General features: G+C 55.5%; 15 protein-coding genes and 1 pseudogene. 9 read left to right on the plus strand and 7 right to left on the minus strand.

Features of this window, described 5'->3' with window-relative positions:
- Nucleotides 1-3 precede the first annotated feature (3 nt).
- The 3 genes from BCV73_RS32565 to BCV73_RS32575 are packed head-to-tail and all read right to left on the minus strand — an operon-like array spanning nt 4 to nt 3,464.
- The gene (locus tag BCV73_RS32565; protein WP_089549855.1) at nt 4-1,620 is read right to left on the minus strand and encodes a type 2 periplasmic-binding domain-containing protein; all 1,617 of its coding nucleotides are present in this window, start codon (nt 1,618-1,620) and stop codon (nt 4-6) included.
- Between the two features lie 47 nt (nt 1,621-1,667).
- Entirely contained in the window at nt 1,668-2,558 is an 891-nt protein-coding gene (locus BCV73_RS32570) for a carbohydrate ABC transporter permease (protein ID WP_089549856.1), read from the minus strand.
- A gap of 12 nt (nt 2,559-2,570) precedes the next feature.
- Nucleotides 2,571-3,464: an ABC transporter permease gene (locus tag BCV73_RS32575; RefSeq protein ID WP_089549857.1), complete on the minus strand. Its 894-nt coding sequence runs from the start codon at nt 3,462-3,464 to the stop codon at nt 2,571-2,573.
- Nucleotides 3,465-3,875: 411 nt separating this feature from the next.
- Between BCV73_RS32575 and BCV73_RS32580 the strand changes: the two genes are divergently transcribed.
- Both BCV73_RS32580 and BCV73_RS32585 read left to right on the plus strand, forming a co-directional pair.
- Nucleotides 3,876-6,281, plus strand: a complete 2,406-nt coding sequence (locus tag BCV73_RS32580) for a DUF4091 domain-containing protein (RefSeq protein WP_089549858.1) — start codon at nt 3,876-3,878, stop codon at nt 6,279-6,281.
- On the plus strand, nt 6,281-7,447 hold the full coding sequence (locus BCV73_RS32585; protein WP_089549859.1) for a Gfo/Idh/MocA family protein: 1,167 nt from the start codon (nt 6,281-6,283) through the stop codon (nt 7,445-7,447). The genes BCV73_RS32580 and BCV73_RS32585 overlap by 1 nt, the downstream gene beginning before the upstream one ends.
- Before the next feature lie 105 nt (nt 7,448-7,552).
- Here BCV73_RS32585 and BCV73_RS32590 read toward each other — a convergent pair whose 3' ends face one another.
- The 3 genes from BCV73_RS32590 to BCV73_RS32600 all read right to left on the minus strand — a co-directional run bounded on the left by BCV73_RS32590 (nt 7,553) and on the right by BCV73_RS32600 (nt 8,718).
- Complete coding sequence (locus BCV73_RS32590) at nt 7,553-7,879, minus strand: DUF5665 domain-containing protein (RefSeq protein WP_076176078.1); 327 nt, start codon at nt 7,877-7,879, stop codon at nt 7,553-7,555.
- 102 nt (nt 7,880-7,981) lie between these two features.
- A complete protein-coding gene (locus BCV73_RS32595) occupies nt 7,982-8,422 on the minus strand; it encodes a YtxH domain-containing protein (protein ID WP_089549860.1) in 441 nt (146 codons plus the stop codon).
- Between the two features lie 38 nt (nt 8,423-8,460).
- The gene (locus tag BCV73_RS32600) at nt 8,461-8,718 is read right to left on the minus strand and encodes a GlsB/YeaQ/YmgE family stress response membrane protein (RefSeq protein WP_076176073.1); all 258 of its coding nucleotides are present in this window, start codon (nt 8,716-8,718) and stop codon (nt 8,461-8,463) included.
- Nucleotides 8,719-9,053: 335 nt separating this feature from the next.
- Here BCV73_RS32600 and BCV73_RS32605 point away from each other — a divergent pair, with 335 nt between their 5' ends.
- Together BCV73_RS32605 and BCV73_RS32610 are read left to right on the plus strand one after the other, a co-directional pair.
- Nucleotides 9,054-10,061, plus strand: coding sequence for an asparaginase (locus tag BCV73_RS32605; RefSeq protein ID WP_089549861.1), 1,008 nt, complete (start codon nt 9,054-9,056; stop codon nt 10,059-10,061).
- 208 nt (nt 10,062-10,269) lie between these two features.
- Entirely contained in the window at nt 10,270-11,004 is a 735-nt protein-coding gene (locus tag BCV73_RS32610) for a pirin family protein (RefSeq protein ID WP_076176068.1), read from the plus strand.
- Between the two features lie 98 nt (nt 11,005-11,102).
- Here the strand turns inward: BCV73_RS32610 and BCV73_RS32615 are convergent, their stop codons facing one another.
- The gene (locus BCV73_RS32615; RefSeq protein ID WP_076176065.1) at nt 11,103-11,327 is read right to left on the minus strand and encodes a DUF1128 domain-containing protein; all 225 of its coding nucleotides are present in this window, start codon (nt 11,325-11,327) and stop codon (nt 11,103-11,105) included.
- A gap of 173 nt (nt 11,328-11,500) precedes the next feature.
- Between BCV73_RS32615 and yyaC the strand changes: the two genes are divergently transcribed.
- From yyaC to BCV73_RS35275, 5 genes and pseudogenes are all read left to right on the plus strand, one after another.
- Nucleotides 11,501-12,079 carry a spore protease YyaC gene (gene yyaC / locus BCV73_RS32620; protein ID WP_076176062.1) on the plus strand — a complete coding sequence of 193 codons (579 nt, stop codon included), beginning with the start codon at nt 11,501-11,503 and terminating at the stop codon, nt 12,077-12,079.
- 92 nt (nt 12,080-12,171) lie between these two features.
- Nucleotides 12,172-12,966: an alpha/beta fold hydrolase gene (locus BCV73_RS32625; RefSeq protein ID WP_076176060.1), complete on the plus strand. Its 795-nt coding sequence runs from the start codon at nt 12,172-12,174 to the stop codon at nt 12,964-12,966.
- 194 nt (nt 12,967-13,160) lie between these two features.
- Nucleotides 13,161-13,814 carry a DUF6483 family protein gene (locus BCV73_RS32630; protein ID WP_076176057.1) on the plus strand — a complete coding sequence of 218 codons (654 nt, stop codon included), beginning with the start codon at nt 13,161-13,163 and terminating at the stop codon, nt 13,812-13,814.
- A gap of 39 nt (nt 13,815-13,853) precedes the next feature.
- Nucleotides 13,854-15,062 (plus strand): class I SAM-dependent methyltransferase, encoded by a 1,209-nt coding sequence (locus tag BCV73_RS32635; protein WP_089549862.1) that lies wholly within the window; start codon nt 13,854-13,856, stop codon nt 15,060-15,062.
- Nucleotides 15,063-15,242: 180 nt separating this feature from the next.
- A pseudogene (locus tag BCV73_RS35275) lies at nt 15,243-16,023 on the plus strand (O-antigen ligase family protein); the annotation flags it as partial.

The raw sequence follows: 16,023 nt of genomic DNA on the forward strand, positions 1-16,023 counted from the left end.
TGCCTATTCCTTCTTGTACCGTTCGTAAGCTTGGTTATAGATGTCCATGTATTCGTCCAGCCCCATTTTTTTGAGCGTGGCCACGTAATTGTCCCATTCGGAGAACGGGGCATCCCCCGTCACGAATTTGGTCGTCATTTCTTCGACATAGGCGCTGATGTCGGTTTCAAGCGAGGTGAAGCGGGCCACCTCATCCTGGGTATAGGTGAATGGAGGCCATACCTCTTCCGGATAGTAAGGCTCGATTTTTTTGGCAGCCTCCAGGTTCGCCGGCGAGCTCTCGCCGCCCTTAAACGTCTTGGCTGTCAGCATCGCCGGATAATATCCGCCGGCCCAGGTGACGTACTTTTTCCCGAATTCCGGATCGGCCTTGTATTCGTCGGTGTAGTCCACGGAGCCGTCCGGTTTGACGACATAGCTTTTGTCCTTGATGCCCATGAAGAACATCGTGCTGCCTTCCTCACTGTAGAAGTAATCCGCCCACCGCATCGTCGCTTCCGGGTACTTGTTGCTGCTGGTGATGGCGAAGGCGCCGGCATCCACGAGCGGGGAGCGTGCCCGGGAGAACAGCCGCTCCCCACCCGGGCCGGTCAAGGCGTTTGCGCCCGTATAATCGTCTTTATGGTCGCCGAACGTATCGGCATTGGTGTACATAAAGGAGCCGTACAGGCCGTCCTTGCCTTTGGCGAGCACCTCATTGCCTTTGATCGTCAGAATTTCAGGAATGAACAGGTTCTCCTTATACAGCCGGTTCACATACTGCAAAAGCTCCTTGTACTTCGGATCCGCCGGAATAAATCTCAGCTTGCCGGTATCCGGGTCCATATCTACTCGGGGGTGGGTGTTCCCCCGGTTGCCGAGACCCCAAGAGCCCTTCAGCTGATCGAGCAGTCCTCCGACTCCGCTGGCTGCGTACGGAATTTCGTCGTTCTTGCCGTTACCGTTCGGGTCACCTGTCTTCACAGCCTTCAGATACTGATAGAACTCCTCAGTCGTGGTCGGTTCTTTCATTCCGAGTGCGCTAAGGAATTTTTTGTTGATCCACAGCTCCGAGCCGATGACGACGGATTTGAAATCGGGATCGTAGAAGGTGGGGAGGGAGTAGATGTTGCCGTCGGGCATCGTCAGTCCTTTCTTGATTTCCGGATGCTTTTCCATCAGCGCCTTAAAGTTAGGGGCGTATTGGTCAATCAGGTCGTTCAGCGGGATCAAGAGCCCCTGAGCACCGTAGTTGGCCAGATCGACGCTGGTAAACCTCGCCGTATGGAAGGCGTCGGGCAGATCCCCGCCCGCCAGCAGCAGGTTGCGTTTTTCGGTCAGGCTGTCCACAGGCGTAAGCTGCCAGTTGACGTTGACGTTCGTCTTTGCCGCATATTCCTTCCAAATCTCGACCTTGTTCCAGTCCGGGGGCGCGCTGGCCGCCTGCCCGGCAAAGAAGTTCAGCGTAATCGGCTGCTGCACGATAGGAAACCCGGTTGCACTAACGGATGATTTACCGCTGCTTTCACCGCCGGGCTTTTCCTCCGCCTGCCCGTTTCCAGAACCCCCGCTGCAGCCTGCGAGGATCCCGGTCACCATCAAAACCGTAGTCAGCAGCTGCGCGCCTTTTTTCCATTTCATACGGATAAGACCTCCCTGAACACATCAAATTTATCGACAAGAGCGGATTAGCCCTTTATCGCGCCGATCATAATGCCTTTGACGAAGTACTTTTGCAGGAACGGATACAGCAGAAAAATGGGAACATTAGCGACAACCACCATGGCGTATTTAATAATCTCGGCATCCAGAATCTGCTGGTCCTGGCCGATCATGGCCGCTCCGCCCTGAACCATGTTGTCGACTTCCCCCTTGACGAGGATTTCGCGGAGAAACAGCTGAAGCGGAAACTTGCTGCGCTCGGACAGATAAATGAGGGCATTGAAGTAAGAGTTCCAGTGTCCAACGCTGTAAAAGAGCACCATGACCGCAAGAATGGGCATCGACAGCGGAAGGACGATCCGCCACAGCGTCTGCAGATTGCCGCAGCCGTCGATCGCTGCCGCTTCCTGAAGCTCCGGCGGGATGCTCATTTGAAAGAAGGTGCGCATGATAATGATGTTATAGACCGACACGGCACCCGGAAGAATGAGCGCCCAGATGGTGTTGATCATATGAAGGCTTTTGATGAGCAGGTATGTAGGGATCAGGCCGCCGCTGAAGAACATGGTGAACACAAGGATGGCGGTAATGACACCGCGTCCTGCAAAGTCCTTCCGGGACAGCGGGTAGGCCGCGGCGGTCGTCATGAACAGGTTGATGGCCGTCCCGACCACGGTGTAGAGAATCGTATTGCGGTAGCCGATCAGCACTTCCTCGTTGTGGAAGATTTTGTTGTATCCGGTAAACGTCAAGTCGACGGGAAACAGCCACATTCGGCCCTCGATCACGGCGGAAGGCTCACTGACCGATGCACTCAGTACATAAATGAGCGGATAAAGCACAAGAACCAGAATGACGGCCAAGGCGGCGTAAATCAATGCCCCCGAAATGCGGTCGCCGATCGTTGGATGATCCACGGTAATCCCTCCTCACCAAAGGCTGGTTTCGTTCAGCCTGCGCGCGGCGGCGTTGACGATCACCAGCAGAATAAAGTTCACCACCGAATTGAATAATCCGACTGCGGCCGAGAAGCTGTATTGGGAACCGAGGATGCCGCTTTGATAGACATAGGTGGCAATGACGTCGGAGCTTTCTTTATTCAGACTGTTTTGCATCAGATAGACCTTCTCGAAGCCAACCCCCATCAGGCTGCCGAGGTTCAGGATCAGCAGGATCACGACGGTTGGCATGATTCCGGGGAGGTTAATGTGCCAAATCCGGCGCAGGCGGCTGGCTCCGTCAATGATAGCGGCTTCATGAAGGCCCGGATCAATGCCGGCGAGCGCGGCCAGATAGATGATGGAACCCCAGCCTGCAGACTGCCAGACGCCCGAGAGTACATACACCGTCTTGAACCATTCGGGTTCAGTCAGGAAGGAGATCGGCTCGCCGCCGAACCAGGTTATGAGATGATTGACGACGCCCTTTTGCGGCGACAGAAACATCAGGACCATGCCGACCAGAACGACCATGGACAGGAAATGCGGCGCATAGGTGACGGTTTGGACAAATTTGCGGAAAGAGCGGTGACGGACTTCGTGAATCATCAGCGCGAGGAGAAGAGGGGCCGGAAAACCGACGGCCAGCTCATACAAGCTGATGCCCAGCGTATTGCGGATGAGGCGCCAGAAGTAATAACTGTCGAAGAAGCGCTGGAAGTGGTCGAGTCCGGTCCATGGACTGCCCCAAATGCCTTTGACGGCGACAAAATTCTTGAAGGCAATCTGTAGGCCGAACATCGGATAGTAGTGGAAGACGAGCACATACACCAAGACGGGAAGGATGAGCAGATATAAATCCCAGTATTTCCTGAACACTCTCATAGCGGCGCCTCCAAACAAATTTAATAACGCGTTATAAAAATGAGCCTGTTTTTAATTCCACATTTTTAGGGCACGGGACTTAAAAGTCAAGCGTTTTTTTGAAATTTAACATAGAAATTACAGTCTGAATAAGGAGTTTCAAAAGGATTGACCCCAGGGATTTATCATGTTATATTCTACCTGCCATAATCAGGAAAAATAACGTTCGTTACTTTTTGTGTTCAAAAGTATTTCGGAGAAAAACATAGACAGGAGGTGCATTTATAATAAATACTGCTATCGAAACCAATTGGAGTTTACATAACACGTTATAAACTTTTGTAGGTTGCGGGACCTTGTCGTCCGGCTGACTGGGAGATGATAGGCCTGCCCAAAGAAGGATCATCATTATGGCTTAAGGAGGCTGTTTGGATGAAAAGGAAAGGGATGATGGCGGTATCTGCCGCCATGCTGCTTGCCGGGATGCAGCTGGGTACAGGCTGGTGGGGCCCGGCGGCTGCGCGGGCTGAGAGCTCCCCGCTGTTTGCGGTGTACGTTCCGACGAACATGGATAAAATTCTCCGGGACGATCCGGTGCCGCAGCAGGCGGCGCCTGTACTTCAGATGGCGGCGGCGCGTAACGAATACGAAGGCGGACAGGTGATCGTTCACGCCGGGGATCAAGCTCTCAGCCGCCTTCAGGTCAGCATCAGCGAGCTGAAGCAGGAGGGGGGCAGCGCCAAGATCGGCAAGGATCAGATCGAGCTGTTCACAGAGCATTACATACAAGTCACGAAGCCGACGACCGGCGCGTATCCTGCCGGCTGGTACCCTGATGCGCTTGTCCCTCTGAACGGGACGCTGCAGGTCGAAGCCGGACGAAATCAGGGGATATACGTTAAAGTGCATGTGCCGAAAGGGCTGCCCGCCGGAAACTACACGGGGGAGATCATGCTGCACGAGACGGGAAACCCGGTACGGATACCGATCTCGTTTACGGTATGGGACTTCGAGCTGACCGATGAAAGCCATGCGGAAACAGCGTTTACCCTATGGGGGGACCAGGTTGCCGCCGCGCACGGAGGAGTCGAAGGGGAAGCTTATTGGAGCCTGCTGGATAAGTATTACTGGGCATCGGTCGAGGAGAGGCTGACCCCGAGCTACCTCCCGGTGCCGACCGGCGATGTGGAGGAATTCGTCCGGAGAGCCGAGCCTTATATTAAGAATCCCAAGGTATCCGCTTACCGGCTGCCGGTGTATACCAAAACCGACGGGTCGATAGATGTACCGAAAATCAAAGCCTTGGTCGACCTGCTCCGCTCCAAGGGGCTGCTGGACAAAGCCTACTTCTACCCGAGCATGGTGGATGAACCGGGACCGGCGAGGTATCCTCAGGTCGTCAGCATCGCCGAGCAGCTGAGGGAGGCGGCACCGGACGTGCGCAGCTTTAACACGACGCAGCCGGTCGATGAGCTGACGGGCAGCGTTCATTCGTGGGTGGCGCTCGTCAATAAATACGACGAGAGCTTCGCGCATCAGCTTCAGGCAAGCGGGGATCATGTATGGTGGTATACGAGCGTCGTGCCGAAGGATCCGTTCCCGACCTACCATACCGACGACGATCTGCTGGGCAGCCGGCTGCTGTCCTGGGAGCAGAAGGATTATGGCGTGGAAGGGACGCTGTACTGGTCGACGACCATTTTTCAGAAATGGAACGGCCAGAAGTACGTCCCCCGGGACGTATGGACCGATCCGATCGCCTTCCCTGGAGCGAATGGCGACGGTTATTTGTTCTATCCCGGTTATGATCTGGGCATCGACGGACCGGTACCGACGCTGCGGCTGGAGAATCTCCGCGAAGGCGCGGAGGATTACGAATATTTGTGGCGGCTGGAGCAGCTTGTGAAGCAATCGGCTGCATCCTTGGGCCTGGGAGACGAATTCGCTTCGCATGACGTGCTTCAGCCGTTCTTCGACGAGCTGTACACGAGTATGCGGGATTATCCGGAGGAGCCGGAACGTCTGCTGGAAGTACGCAAAGAGGTGGCGGGCCTCATTGCGCAGCTCGCAGATGATCCCCAAGGCGTCCCGCTGGTCACGGTCCGCAAGCCGGACGAATCGAGCCGGACGCTCTCCGTTTATACGGCTAAGGGAGCGCAAGTGCAGATTGACGGAGAGCCTCTGGAGGCATCCGATACCGGTGCAGGCTACGACAAATTTGAGCGGACTTTAACGCTTGAGCCGGGGATGCACGAGGTAGAGATAGCGGTAACGAAGAATGGAGAGACGAAGACTTCCGTACGCAAACTGCAGGTAGCTGAGAGTTATCCGTACGCGGCTCCGCTGAACGAGGCGGATTCGGAAGCCGATGTGTCCCGCTGGACCAAGACAGGCGTAACGCTTCACCTGACAGATGCCTTCTCGACCAGCGGCGGTCAAGGGCTGCAGGCCGATTTTTCCTCGGGCGTAAAGTTCCCGAACATCCGCCTGTTTGGCGCGGGTACCGGGTTTGCGACCGCCGACTGGTCTTCCTATGGCGCGCTGCAGTTTGACGTCCGGAATCCGAATCCTGACCGGACCGCAGTCTTCTATGTCAAATTTCATCAAAAGAACGGCAGCTCGGATGATACACACTTCGTCTCGGTGCCGGCGGGACAGACACGGACGATCACCGTGCCGCTGCGGGAAGTGCAGCTGGATTTGACGCAGATGAAAGGCATCGAGCTGTGGATGTTCCAGCTGGAGCAGCCGTTTAGGCTGTACTTTGACAGCTTCCGGCTCACCTCGAAAACTCCAGGTGGCACGATGGTTCCTGGTTCGGAACAGGGAGCTGGATGATGCGGCTCGGCGTGATCGGCTACGGGTTTCGGATCAGCTTGATGATCCGCGAAATGGAAGCGTTCGTCCCTGGACTGCAAGTTGCCGCTGTGACCGACGTTGATCCGGATCGGGTGAGGCACCGAATGGGACCGCTTGCTGCAGCCAAGTGGGACCCGCGGTTTTACGCGAAGGCTGACGACATGCTGGAGAGGGAAGCACTGGATGCCGTTCTGATCGGCACCCGCTGCAGCCTGCATGCGGAAATGGCAGTCAAGGTGCTCGCCCGGGGCATTCCGCTTTTTCTTGAAAAGCCCGTGGCCACCCAAATGGCCGACTGGACCAGGCTCCACGAGGCTGCCCGCCAATCCGCGTCGCCGGTCGTCGTCTCGTTCCCGCTCCGGATGTCGGGGATCGTTCAGCTGGTGAAGGAAATCGTCGATTCTGGCAAAATCGGCACGGTGGAGCATGTTCAGGCGGTGAACAACGTCCCCTACGGCGGGGTCTATTTCCACGACTGGTACCGTGACGAGCAGGAGACGGGCGGTTTGTTCCTGCAGAAGGCTACACATGATTTTGACTATATTCACCATATCATCGGCGGGACTCCTGTCCGGATCGGGGCCATGACCTCTAAGAGGGTATTCCGGGGCGACAAGCCGGCCGGTCTGCGCTGCTCCGCGTGCAAGGAGGCGGACTGTGCCGAAAGAGTAACTGCCGATGATTCCGGCTTCGAGATTCAGGATTACTGCTGTTTCGCCAGGGACACGGGCAACGAGGATTCGGGAAGCGCCATGCTCATGTACGACAGCGGTATGCACGTGAGCTATTCGCAGAACTTCTTCGCCCGCCGGGGTGCGGCAAGGCGCGGCGCCCGGCTGCTGGGCTACAAAGGGACGCTCGAGTTTGATTTTTATACGCAAACGGTTCGGGTCGATCTGCATCATACGCCACAAGTCGAGACATACCAGCTTGAGGCGAATGGCCGCCATTTTGGCGGGGACGCCGCGCTGGCTGGCCACTTCGTCGAAAGGTTAGCCGGCCAGGCTGCGGCAGGCCCGGATCTCGAAGCCGGTCTGCGGAGCGCCCTGATCTGCCTGAAGGCGAGGGAGTCGGCTGAGACGAGCGCCTTTCTGGAGATCGAACCGGTCACCCTCGCGATGGACGGAGAACCGGCACCTTCATAACGCCAAAACGGATGGCCCGGGATTCCCCGGAACCATCCGTTTCTTTTTAAATGAATCGTCGACTGACGTTCTTCTTATCCCTTAAACTGATCATCCAAAGATCCGTTACTGCGATTTGTATTGGGTGATGTAATCCTGCAGGTTGGCAATGTATTGGCCGATCACCGGCATATCGACAAACAAGCTTAAGACGTATCCGAGCAGGCCAAGCACCACAAAGGTTCCAAGAGACAGGCCAAGCCCGCGGGACAAGCCGGCCGTAAAGTTGGTGATCAGCCGCTTCTTGGTGTTTGTATAGTTCTCGATCATATCTTGAAGCTCGGACCGCTCCAGGGAATCGGCAATCTGGTCAAGGCGGTTGTTCAGCCTCTTCACTTCGTGCCTTAGCTCAAAAGGATGTTCATCCACGTCATAAGGATTGGCTTTGCTCATCAGAATCCCTTCCTTCTTCAGCCGGTATTCCGGCTTTAATGATCACGGACCTGTGCACGAAAATAGCCAGCTGGTCAGCTGGCTATCGGGTGAATCGGCAGCTTAGTAAGAAGTCTTATTAAGCTCCCGGCGGATATCGCTGGATGCATCGGCTGATTTGTCCATGACATCCTTCGAAGCGCTTTTGACATCGTCTGCAACGTCGCCGGATGCGCTCTTCATGTCATCCGCCACGTCGGCCGAAGCCTGCTTGACGCTTTCCATAATCGTATTTTTGCTTTCATTGACGGATTTGGCGAGATCGGTCGTCTTGGACGATACCGTCTTAGCCAGATCCGTTGCCTTTTCTGTCACGACAGAGGCCACTTCCTTCGTCTTGTCGGTAACGACGCTCAGCTTGTCGGAGAGATCCCCGCGCAGCTCGCGTCCGGCCTTCGGCGCAAACAGCAGCGCCGCCGCCGCCCCCAGCAAGCCTCCGATAAATACGCCCTTGAAGAAGTTGCTTCCACTTTGAACCGGATATTCCGTCTCTGCTTTATTCATACCAATCACTCCTTAATTTATTATTAGTGTATATCAATTTAGGTGGTACGCGAGAACAAGCGGCTGATCAGGCCAAGGATAAAGACGAAGATCGCCGTCCCGAGAATCGCCGGAATTACGGCGAAGTTACCGATGACAGGACCCCAGTCGCCGAACAGCCAAGCTCCAACCCATGCGCCTACAAAGCCAGCGATCATGGCGCCGATCACGCCTCCCGGCATGTTGTGTCCTGCGATGGCATCACCGATAATCCCGATAATGATGGCCATGACGATACTGATGATAATACCCCACATGACGATCGCCTCCTTTTTATAAGGTTTGATAAAATTCTCTAAATGCGGCATAACCTGCTGTGACATGGTGTCAACGCGTCGATCTTACTTCGTATATAAACGGTGAGAAATGGTGTGAAACAACAGAGGTAAAAAAGGAAGATAATCAGCGAAATATGGGGAATGCTTTCGAATACATGGGATATTATTAATGAATCGGCCATTTAAGTGGCTTTACAAATATCGTGGAGTGTCCATCTTTTTTTAAACCGGAAATGAGTCTGTAGGCAATCAACTTTATTATGCTGTGAATAAGTTGTATCATAGGTAGGCAACCAGAAAAGGAGAGAGGCTGTATGGACGCTTTATTGGTGAAAGAGTATCGGGCCGGAATCGTGGAAAGTACCCATTATGGACATATATGTATCGTAAATGATCAAGGCGAGGTGTACGCGTCGGCGGGAGATCCCCATTTTGTCACCTTTACGCGTTCGGCGGCCAAGCCGCTGCAGGCCATTCCCGGGATCCGGGCGGGGATCGCGGATTATTACGGGCTGACTGAAGAGGAAATCGCCATTATGGCCGCTTCCCATTTGGCAGAACCCCGGCATATCGAAGTGCTGGAGAACATTCAGCGGAAAATCGGGGTGGACGAGGAGCAGATGGTGTGTGCGCCGACATATCCTCTAAGTGAAGACAGCAAGGAGCACACCATTCGCGAACAAGGACGCAAGCGGCGTCTGTACCACAATTGTTCCGGAAAGCATTTGGGTGTGCTGGGCTACAGCCGGATGCGGCATAACCCGGAGGAGACCTATGCGGAACCGGATCATCCTGCGCAGCGGGAAATTCTGGATGTGATTGCGATGATGAGCGGCATGGAAACGGAACGGATTGGACTGGGAACGGACGGCTGCGGCTTTCCGGTTTTTGCGCTGCCTTTGTCCGCCATGGCTAACGCTTATGTGAAGCTGGCCTGCCCGGACCTCATTCCGGACGAACCGACGCGGACGGCCGTGAGAACGATCACAGCAGCCATGAACCATTATCCGGCCATGGTCGGCGGAACCCGCCGGGTGGACACGTTTATTTTGCAGGACCCGAACATTGTCGCCAAAGGCGGCTTCAAAGGCGTGTATTGTTTCGGTCTGAAAAAGGAGCGGCTCGGCATCGCCCTGAAAATACTGGACGGATCGGAAGAAGAATGGGGCTGGGTGGTCGAATCCATTCTCGAGCAGATCGGGTATGATAACCGCCGTCTTTTGGAGGGCTTGCGATCCGAATTTACCAAAGACATCTACAATGATGCCGGCCGGAAGGTGGGTCACGCCGAAACCGTATTTACGCTGGAGCGGTCCCGCTAGAGGCAGAGGTGCCTGTCTGGATTGATATATAGAAGTAAATGAATGCTCTTGGAGGAAATCCTTGGCCCCCGCTGCGCGCAGTGAGGGGCTTTTTCATGCCCATGCCGTCTTTAACGGCTAGAACGAGGGTGGGCTGATTAGCCCTTCGAAGTTGGGGGTAAGAATTACATATTCCAATAACATATGCAGTTCATGGAGGTGGATGGAAATGATTAAAGTAGTGACTTCAGCGGAGCGCCATACGTCGGAGCGGGGATGGATCCACAGCGAATTCAGCTTTTCGTTTGCCGATTATGATGATCCGAGCAATGCGCATTTTGGCTGCTTATTGGCCCATAACGACAATCAGCTAAGTCCGAAACAAGGCTTTAAGAAACATCCTCATCATGATTTGGAAATCGTCAGCTACGTCATCTCCGGCACGCTTGAACATAGTGACGACATGGGAAATCAGGTTCAGCTGCCGGCGGGGACCGTTCAAGCCATGAGCGCAGGGTCCGGTGTTATGCACTCTGAGACCAATCCGTCGGAAGAGGAGCCGGTCCGCTTTCTGCAAATGTGGTTCCTGCCGTCCACACCAGGCCACAGGCCCGCATGGAAAGCTCACCATTTTCCGAGGCAGGACAGGCTTAACAAGCTGGTTCCGCTTGTCAGCGGATCGGCGGAAGGACTGCCGAAATCTCCGGATGCGCTTCAGATCCATGCCGACGTGTCCATCTGTTTTCCGATCCTGGAGACCGGGCAGGAATTGGTGTTCCCGCAAAAAGAGGACCGCAGGACGTTTCTGTTCCTGATTTCGGGTCACCTGGAAATCGGCTGCGACGACGGGACATTCCATCTGGAGCCCGGAGACTCGGCCAGGGTAAAAAAATCATGCGATCTTCATATTAAAGGAACAAGCAGCGAAGGAGAGTCTGAATTTGTACTGGTGGATATACCTTAATTGCTGTCCCTTGACGGAAAAGCCCCCGGATGTTCCGGGAATCGACTGATTACAGCGGTTCCGGACATCAGGGGGCTTTCGAAATGTAAAGGGGAGCCTTACGCTTTACGCAGACGTCCCAGCTCGGAGACCAGCGCTTCCACCTCAGAAATACTCAGATTGTCCTTGGACATCACCAGGTCGTAGACGTCCTGGATGTCCTCATACCGGTCGACGGAGAACGCCGATGCATTCATGGCTGCGCCGCTGGCCATTCTCAGCTTCGTTTTAATGCCTTCAATCATATACTCTATATTTTCAGGTGTCTTTTGGGATAAATCCATGTCAAGCGCCCATCCTTTCCTGTGCCTAAGCTTGTGTTCTATTGTAGCATGTCTTTACGTCCGTTACTCTGTTTTTTTGTCCCATCCAGAAGCTCCCGTTTTCCAACCGGATCATTTTGCAGTAAAATCATTCTATCGAATGAAGAATGAACGAAGCAGGGAGGAGGCCGGACATGTCATTTCAAGATCCCCACCATATCCGCGGCACCAAGCGCAGCAAGCAGATGAACGCGCAGGGGCTGACCGCGTTTTTCAGGCAGATCCATGAACGCCATCCGCTGGATAAAATCACTTTTGTGTGTATCGGCACCGACCGGTCCACCGGGGATGCCCTCGGCCCGCTGACGGGAAGCGAACTGGTCCTATACGGCGTCCCGAATGTCATCGGCACGCTGTCCTCTCCTTGCGACGCGCACAATTTGGAATCGGCCATCGCAGAGATACCGGCGGACCATACCGTTGTCGCGGTGGACGCCTGTCTGGGACATCCGGGTTCGGTCGGAAGCTACTTGCTGTCGGACGAGCCGCTGCTCCCCGCCAGATCGGTGGGCCGTATGCTGCCGGCCGTCGGGCATTACAGCGTGGCAGCCGTCGTCAATGTCAACGGGCCGCGGCCGTATTCGACGCTGCAGATGACCTCGCTGTACCAGGTCATGTCGATGGCCAGCCAGATCGCGTCTGCCGCGGCGGAAGGATTCGGACTCAGCGGGGCGGAGGCAGAGGCCCGTTTCAAGTTATGGCCTTTGGCTTAATAATATACATAATTAATATATGCTTCATTTTTGCAAATCTATTACGATCATACCGGCGAAATTCAAGCTGATATAGAAAGAAGGATGTCATCATGGAAAAATTGATTTGTGACGGTCATACCCTTTGTTACACCGATCATGGCCAAGGTGAGCCGATTGTGCTGCTCCACGGCTTCTGCGGAAGCTCCGAATACTGGGATCTTTTGGTTCCGCTGCTGTCGGGCAGCCACCGGTGCATCGCGGTCGATCTGCGCGGCCATGGGCACTCGGACGCCCCGCTCGGCGCCTACTCGCTGGAGCAGATGGCGGATGACGTCCTGAAGTTGCTGGACGAGCTCGACCTGCCGAAGGTGACGCTGCTCGGCCACTCGATGGGCGGGTATGTGACGCTATCCTTCGCACAGCGTTACGCATCGCGGCTGAACGGATTCGGCCTCATCCATTCGACGGGCTATCCGGATACCGAGGAAGGCAAGGAGAAGCGCCTGAAGGCAGTCAGCACGATCCAATCGGAAGGCGTTACTGCATTTATCGACGGGTTGATCCCCGGGCTGTTTGCACCCGATGCAGACCAGACTCATCCTGAGCTCATCCAACGGGCCAAGGAAATCGGTTATTTGACACCGCCGCAGGGAGCGGCTGGGGCCGCCCTCGCCATGCGGGAGCGCCCGGACCGGCGGGACGTTATGTCAGCGACGGTGCTGCCGCTGCTGCTGGTTGCCGGAGAATATGACAGCGTCGCGCCGCCGGAGAAGGTGTTCACGGTGGATAAGCCGAACGTGACCCAAGCCGTGATCCAAGGGGCGGGCCACATGAGTATGATGGAAGCCCCGAAGGAACTGGCGCGGGTCATCCTTCAATTTATGCAGCAGACGAAGAACGCATAATCCGTATGACTCAACCGGAAGCCGGACCCAGGCTTCCGGCTTTTTCTTTTCCCCGGGTCTACTCTATGCCGGCTCCGGTCTGGCTCTTCCCCTTTTTCTGATGAGTCCTGCAAGAACTGGCTTTGGCCTCCCGAATGCCTTACAATCAAAGGGAAGCTGACAAGCTGATCTGAAGGAAGGACGGAGGACGATCCATGTTCCGCAAAGATTACCTCGTACAGATGGTTGAAGATATGGTCGAAATGGTTGGTAAAGTGTTCGGATTGAAACAGCAGAAGAAATATGCCGAAGCCCTATGGGAAATCGACGATCTGCTCAGCAAGAACTTCCGTCTCAATACCCGTCTGTTAAATTCCTTATCCGTAGAAGATATTATTGATATGTTTCGCCTGGGCGGCGGCGTGGAGGCTGACAAGCTGCAGACCGTAGCCCGGCTCCTGCAGGAGGAAGGCGGCGTGTACAAAGACATGGGAGAGGCGGATGAGGCGCTCAGACGTTTCATGAAATCGCTCCACCTCTATCTATACGCCGATCTGAACGGGGCCCAGCGCTCCATGCTGCAGCTGCAGGACCGCGTGGCGGAGCTGAAGGACGAAGTGAAGGGATACCGTCTTCCGGTCAAGACCGAGAAGATTCTGCTGTCCTACGAGGAGAAGGAAGGCCGGTTCGACGAAGCAGAGAACGTGCTCTTCCGGCTGCTCGATCAGCGGGAAATCACGGAAGAAGAAGGTGTTTCCTTCTATGAAAGGCTGCTTGAACGGGACGACGAAGCCCTGAATCAAGGAGGGCTCCCGCGCAGCGAAGTGCTGGAAGGCATGGAGACGCTGCGGCGCAGAATCAATGCCTGAAGCGAGCCTTATCTTAAGTTGAAAGCGAGATGTACTCTCTTGGAAGCATTACGCAAATTGATTCACGACATCATCGGGGAGTCGACTTTGATTACTGCGACGTTAAGCCAGCTTCGCAAACGTGAGGGAATTTCTTTCACCAAAGTCCAGATCAAACCCGTGGAATTAAAGAAAAAAGTGCATTACCAGCTGGCTTATGTTCATCCCAACAAAGTGGTGCATCAGAATCTGACGGCCGCTGAGGCCGAGCAGACGATCATAGAGCTGTTCGAGCAGACCTTCCGGCAGGCGCTGATCTGCACGCCCGAGGCGGATTACCAGATTCTGATCAGCAAAAAATATAAAGTATCGATCCTGACCAAGTCCCCGACCAAAACGACGGCGGATCTGGCGCATAACCGCAAGAAGCAGTACGTGCTGGAAGAAGGGGAACCCGTACCCTTTCTGGTCGAGCTCGGCATCATGAACGAGCAGGGCAAGGTGCTTGCCCGCAAATACGATAAGTTCAAACAGATCAACCGCTTCTTGGAAATGGTCGAGGACATCCTTCCCTCTCTTCCTGACAGCCGCCCGATCACCATCGTGGATTTTGGCTGCGGCAAATCGTACCTGACCTTCGCCCTCTATCACTATTTGGCGGTCCAGGAGCGAAGGGTGTTGAATGTTGTCGGATTGGATCTGAAGGCGGATGTCATCGAACACTGCAGTACGCTGGCGAAAAAGCTCGAATATCAAAATTTGCGGTTTCTGGTCGGTGACATTGCGGATTATGACGAACTGGAGCAGGTCGATATGGTTGTCACGCTGCATGCCTGCGACACGGCGACCGATGCCGCGCTCGAGAAGGCGGTCCGCTGGAACGCCCAGGTGATCTTGTCGGTTCCGTGCTGCCAGCATGAGCTGTTCTCCCAGGTGAAGAACGACGCTCTGTCACCGCTCCTGTCCCACGGCATCCTGAAAGAACGCTTCTCGGCGCTCGCGACCGATGCCATCCGGGCCAAACTGCTGGACTTGATGGGATATAAGACGCAGCTTCTGGAATTCATCGATCTGGAGCATACGCCCAAGAACATTTTGATCCGCGCGGTCAAAGGCAGTAGCGGCAACCGGGATCAATTGTGGCAGGAGTATACCGCGTTCCGCGATTTGCTCAGCGCTTCTCCTTATCTGGAGAAGGCATGCGCCGATTTGCTGCCCGAAGGCTCACTCCGGCAGGAGCAGGAAGAGAATGGCACCCGCCAATCGTAAACAAAAATGCAGTTCAAATAGGCAGACGATATGAAGCGCAGCTTCCATAATCGCAGTGCACAGGACGAAGGCTCGGCTTTTGGGCTGCCCGTTTCGGCAAGTTAGCTTGGGGAAATACTGGCTAACAGAACGAGTGAACGGGAGCGTGAAATGTAGAGCATGAAAGAGTGTGCACGGTGGATGATGGGGGCTGCGCTGTTTGCCGTGATGGCGGCTGCGGTCTGGCGTTCCGGCTTGTATTTTTCGGCGGATCTATACCCGGTTTGGCTCGTCTTTGGCCTGTTTTGCGCCGGGGCGGGCGGATGGGGGCTGTACCGGTTTAGCCGGGGCCAGACAGCCGCATGGCAACGGCTGAACCGAGTGGCCGAAGCGCCGCCGCTTGTGGGCTGGGTGCTGTGCAGCCCGTTTTTGATGATGCTTCTCTATGCCGTTCATGGGGCGATCGGTTCCGTATCCGTGCTCGGGGACGGGAATCAGGCGCTGCGCTGGGCGCTGTATGGGTCGTTCGTGGTGTTGGCCTGGGTGCAAGGTTCGGACAAAAGGGGAAGGCTTGTGCTTGCGGCGGTATGGCATATGACCGGAGGTCTTCTTGCTATGACGGCGCTGCTTTCGGTGTACGGATGGTTCCCGCTGCCTTATGCCATCGCCTATACGGCGGATCCCGAAGTGAGCGCCACCGGCGCGCGGCTGGCAGGCATGCTGCAGTATCCCAACACGTTCGGCGCCGTGATGGCGTTGTTTCTGCTCGAGCGGCTGTTCGCGCTCGGCCCGCTGCTGCAGCGGCATCCGGGAGTACCGCCCGGCCGCGTGCTCCTCGGCAGCCTGCCGCTGCTGCCGTACGCCGCCGCGCTCCTCCTCAGCGAGTCGCGCGGCGCCTGGCTGGCGGCCGGCGCGGCATGCGCCGCCGGCCTGCTGATGGAGCGGCGGCTCATGGCCGCGCCGCTCGTGCTCGCCGCCGCGC

Origin of the sequence: Paenibacillus sp. SSG-1 (assembly GCF_002224835.1) — a bacterium.
GTDB lineage: Bacteria > Bacillota > Bacilli > Paenibacillales > Paenibacillaceae > Paenibacillus_AQ > Paenibacillus_AQ favisporus.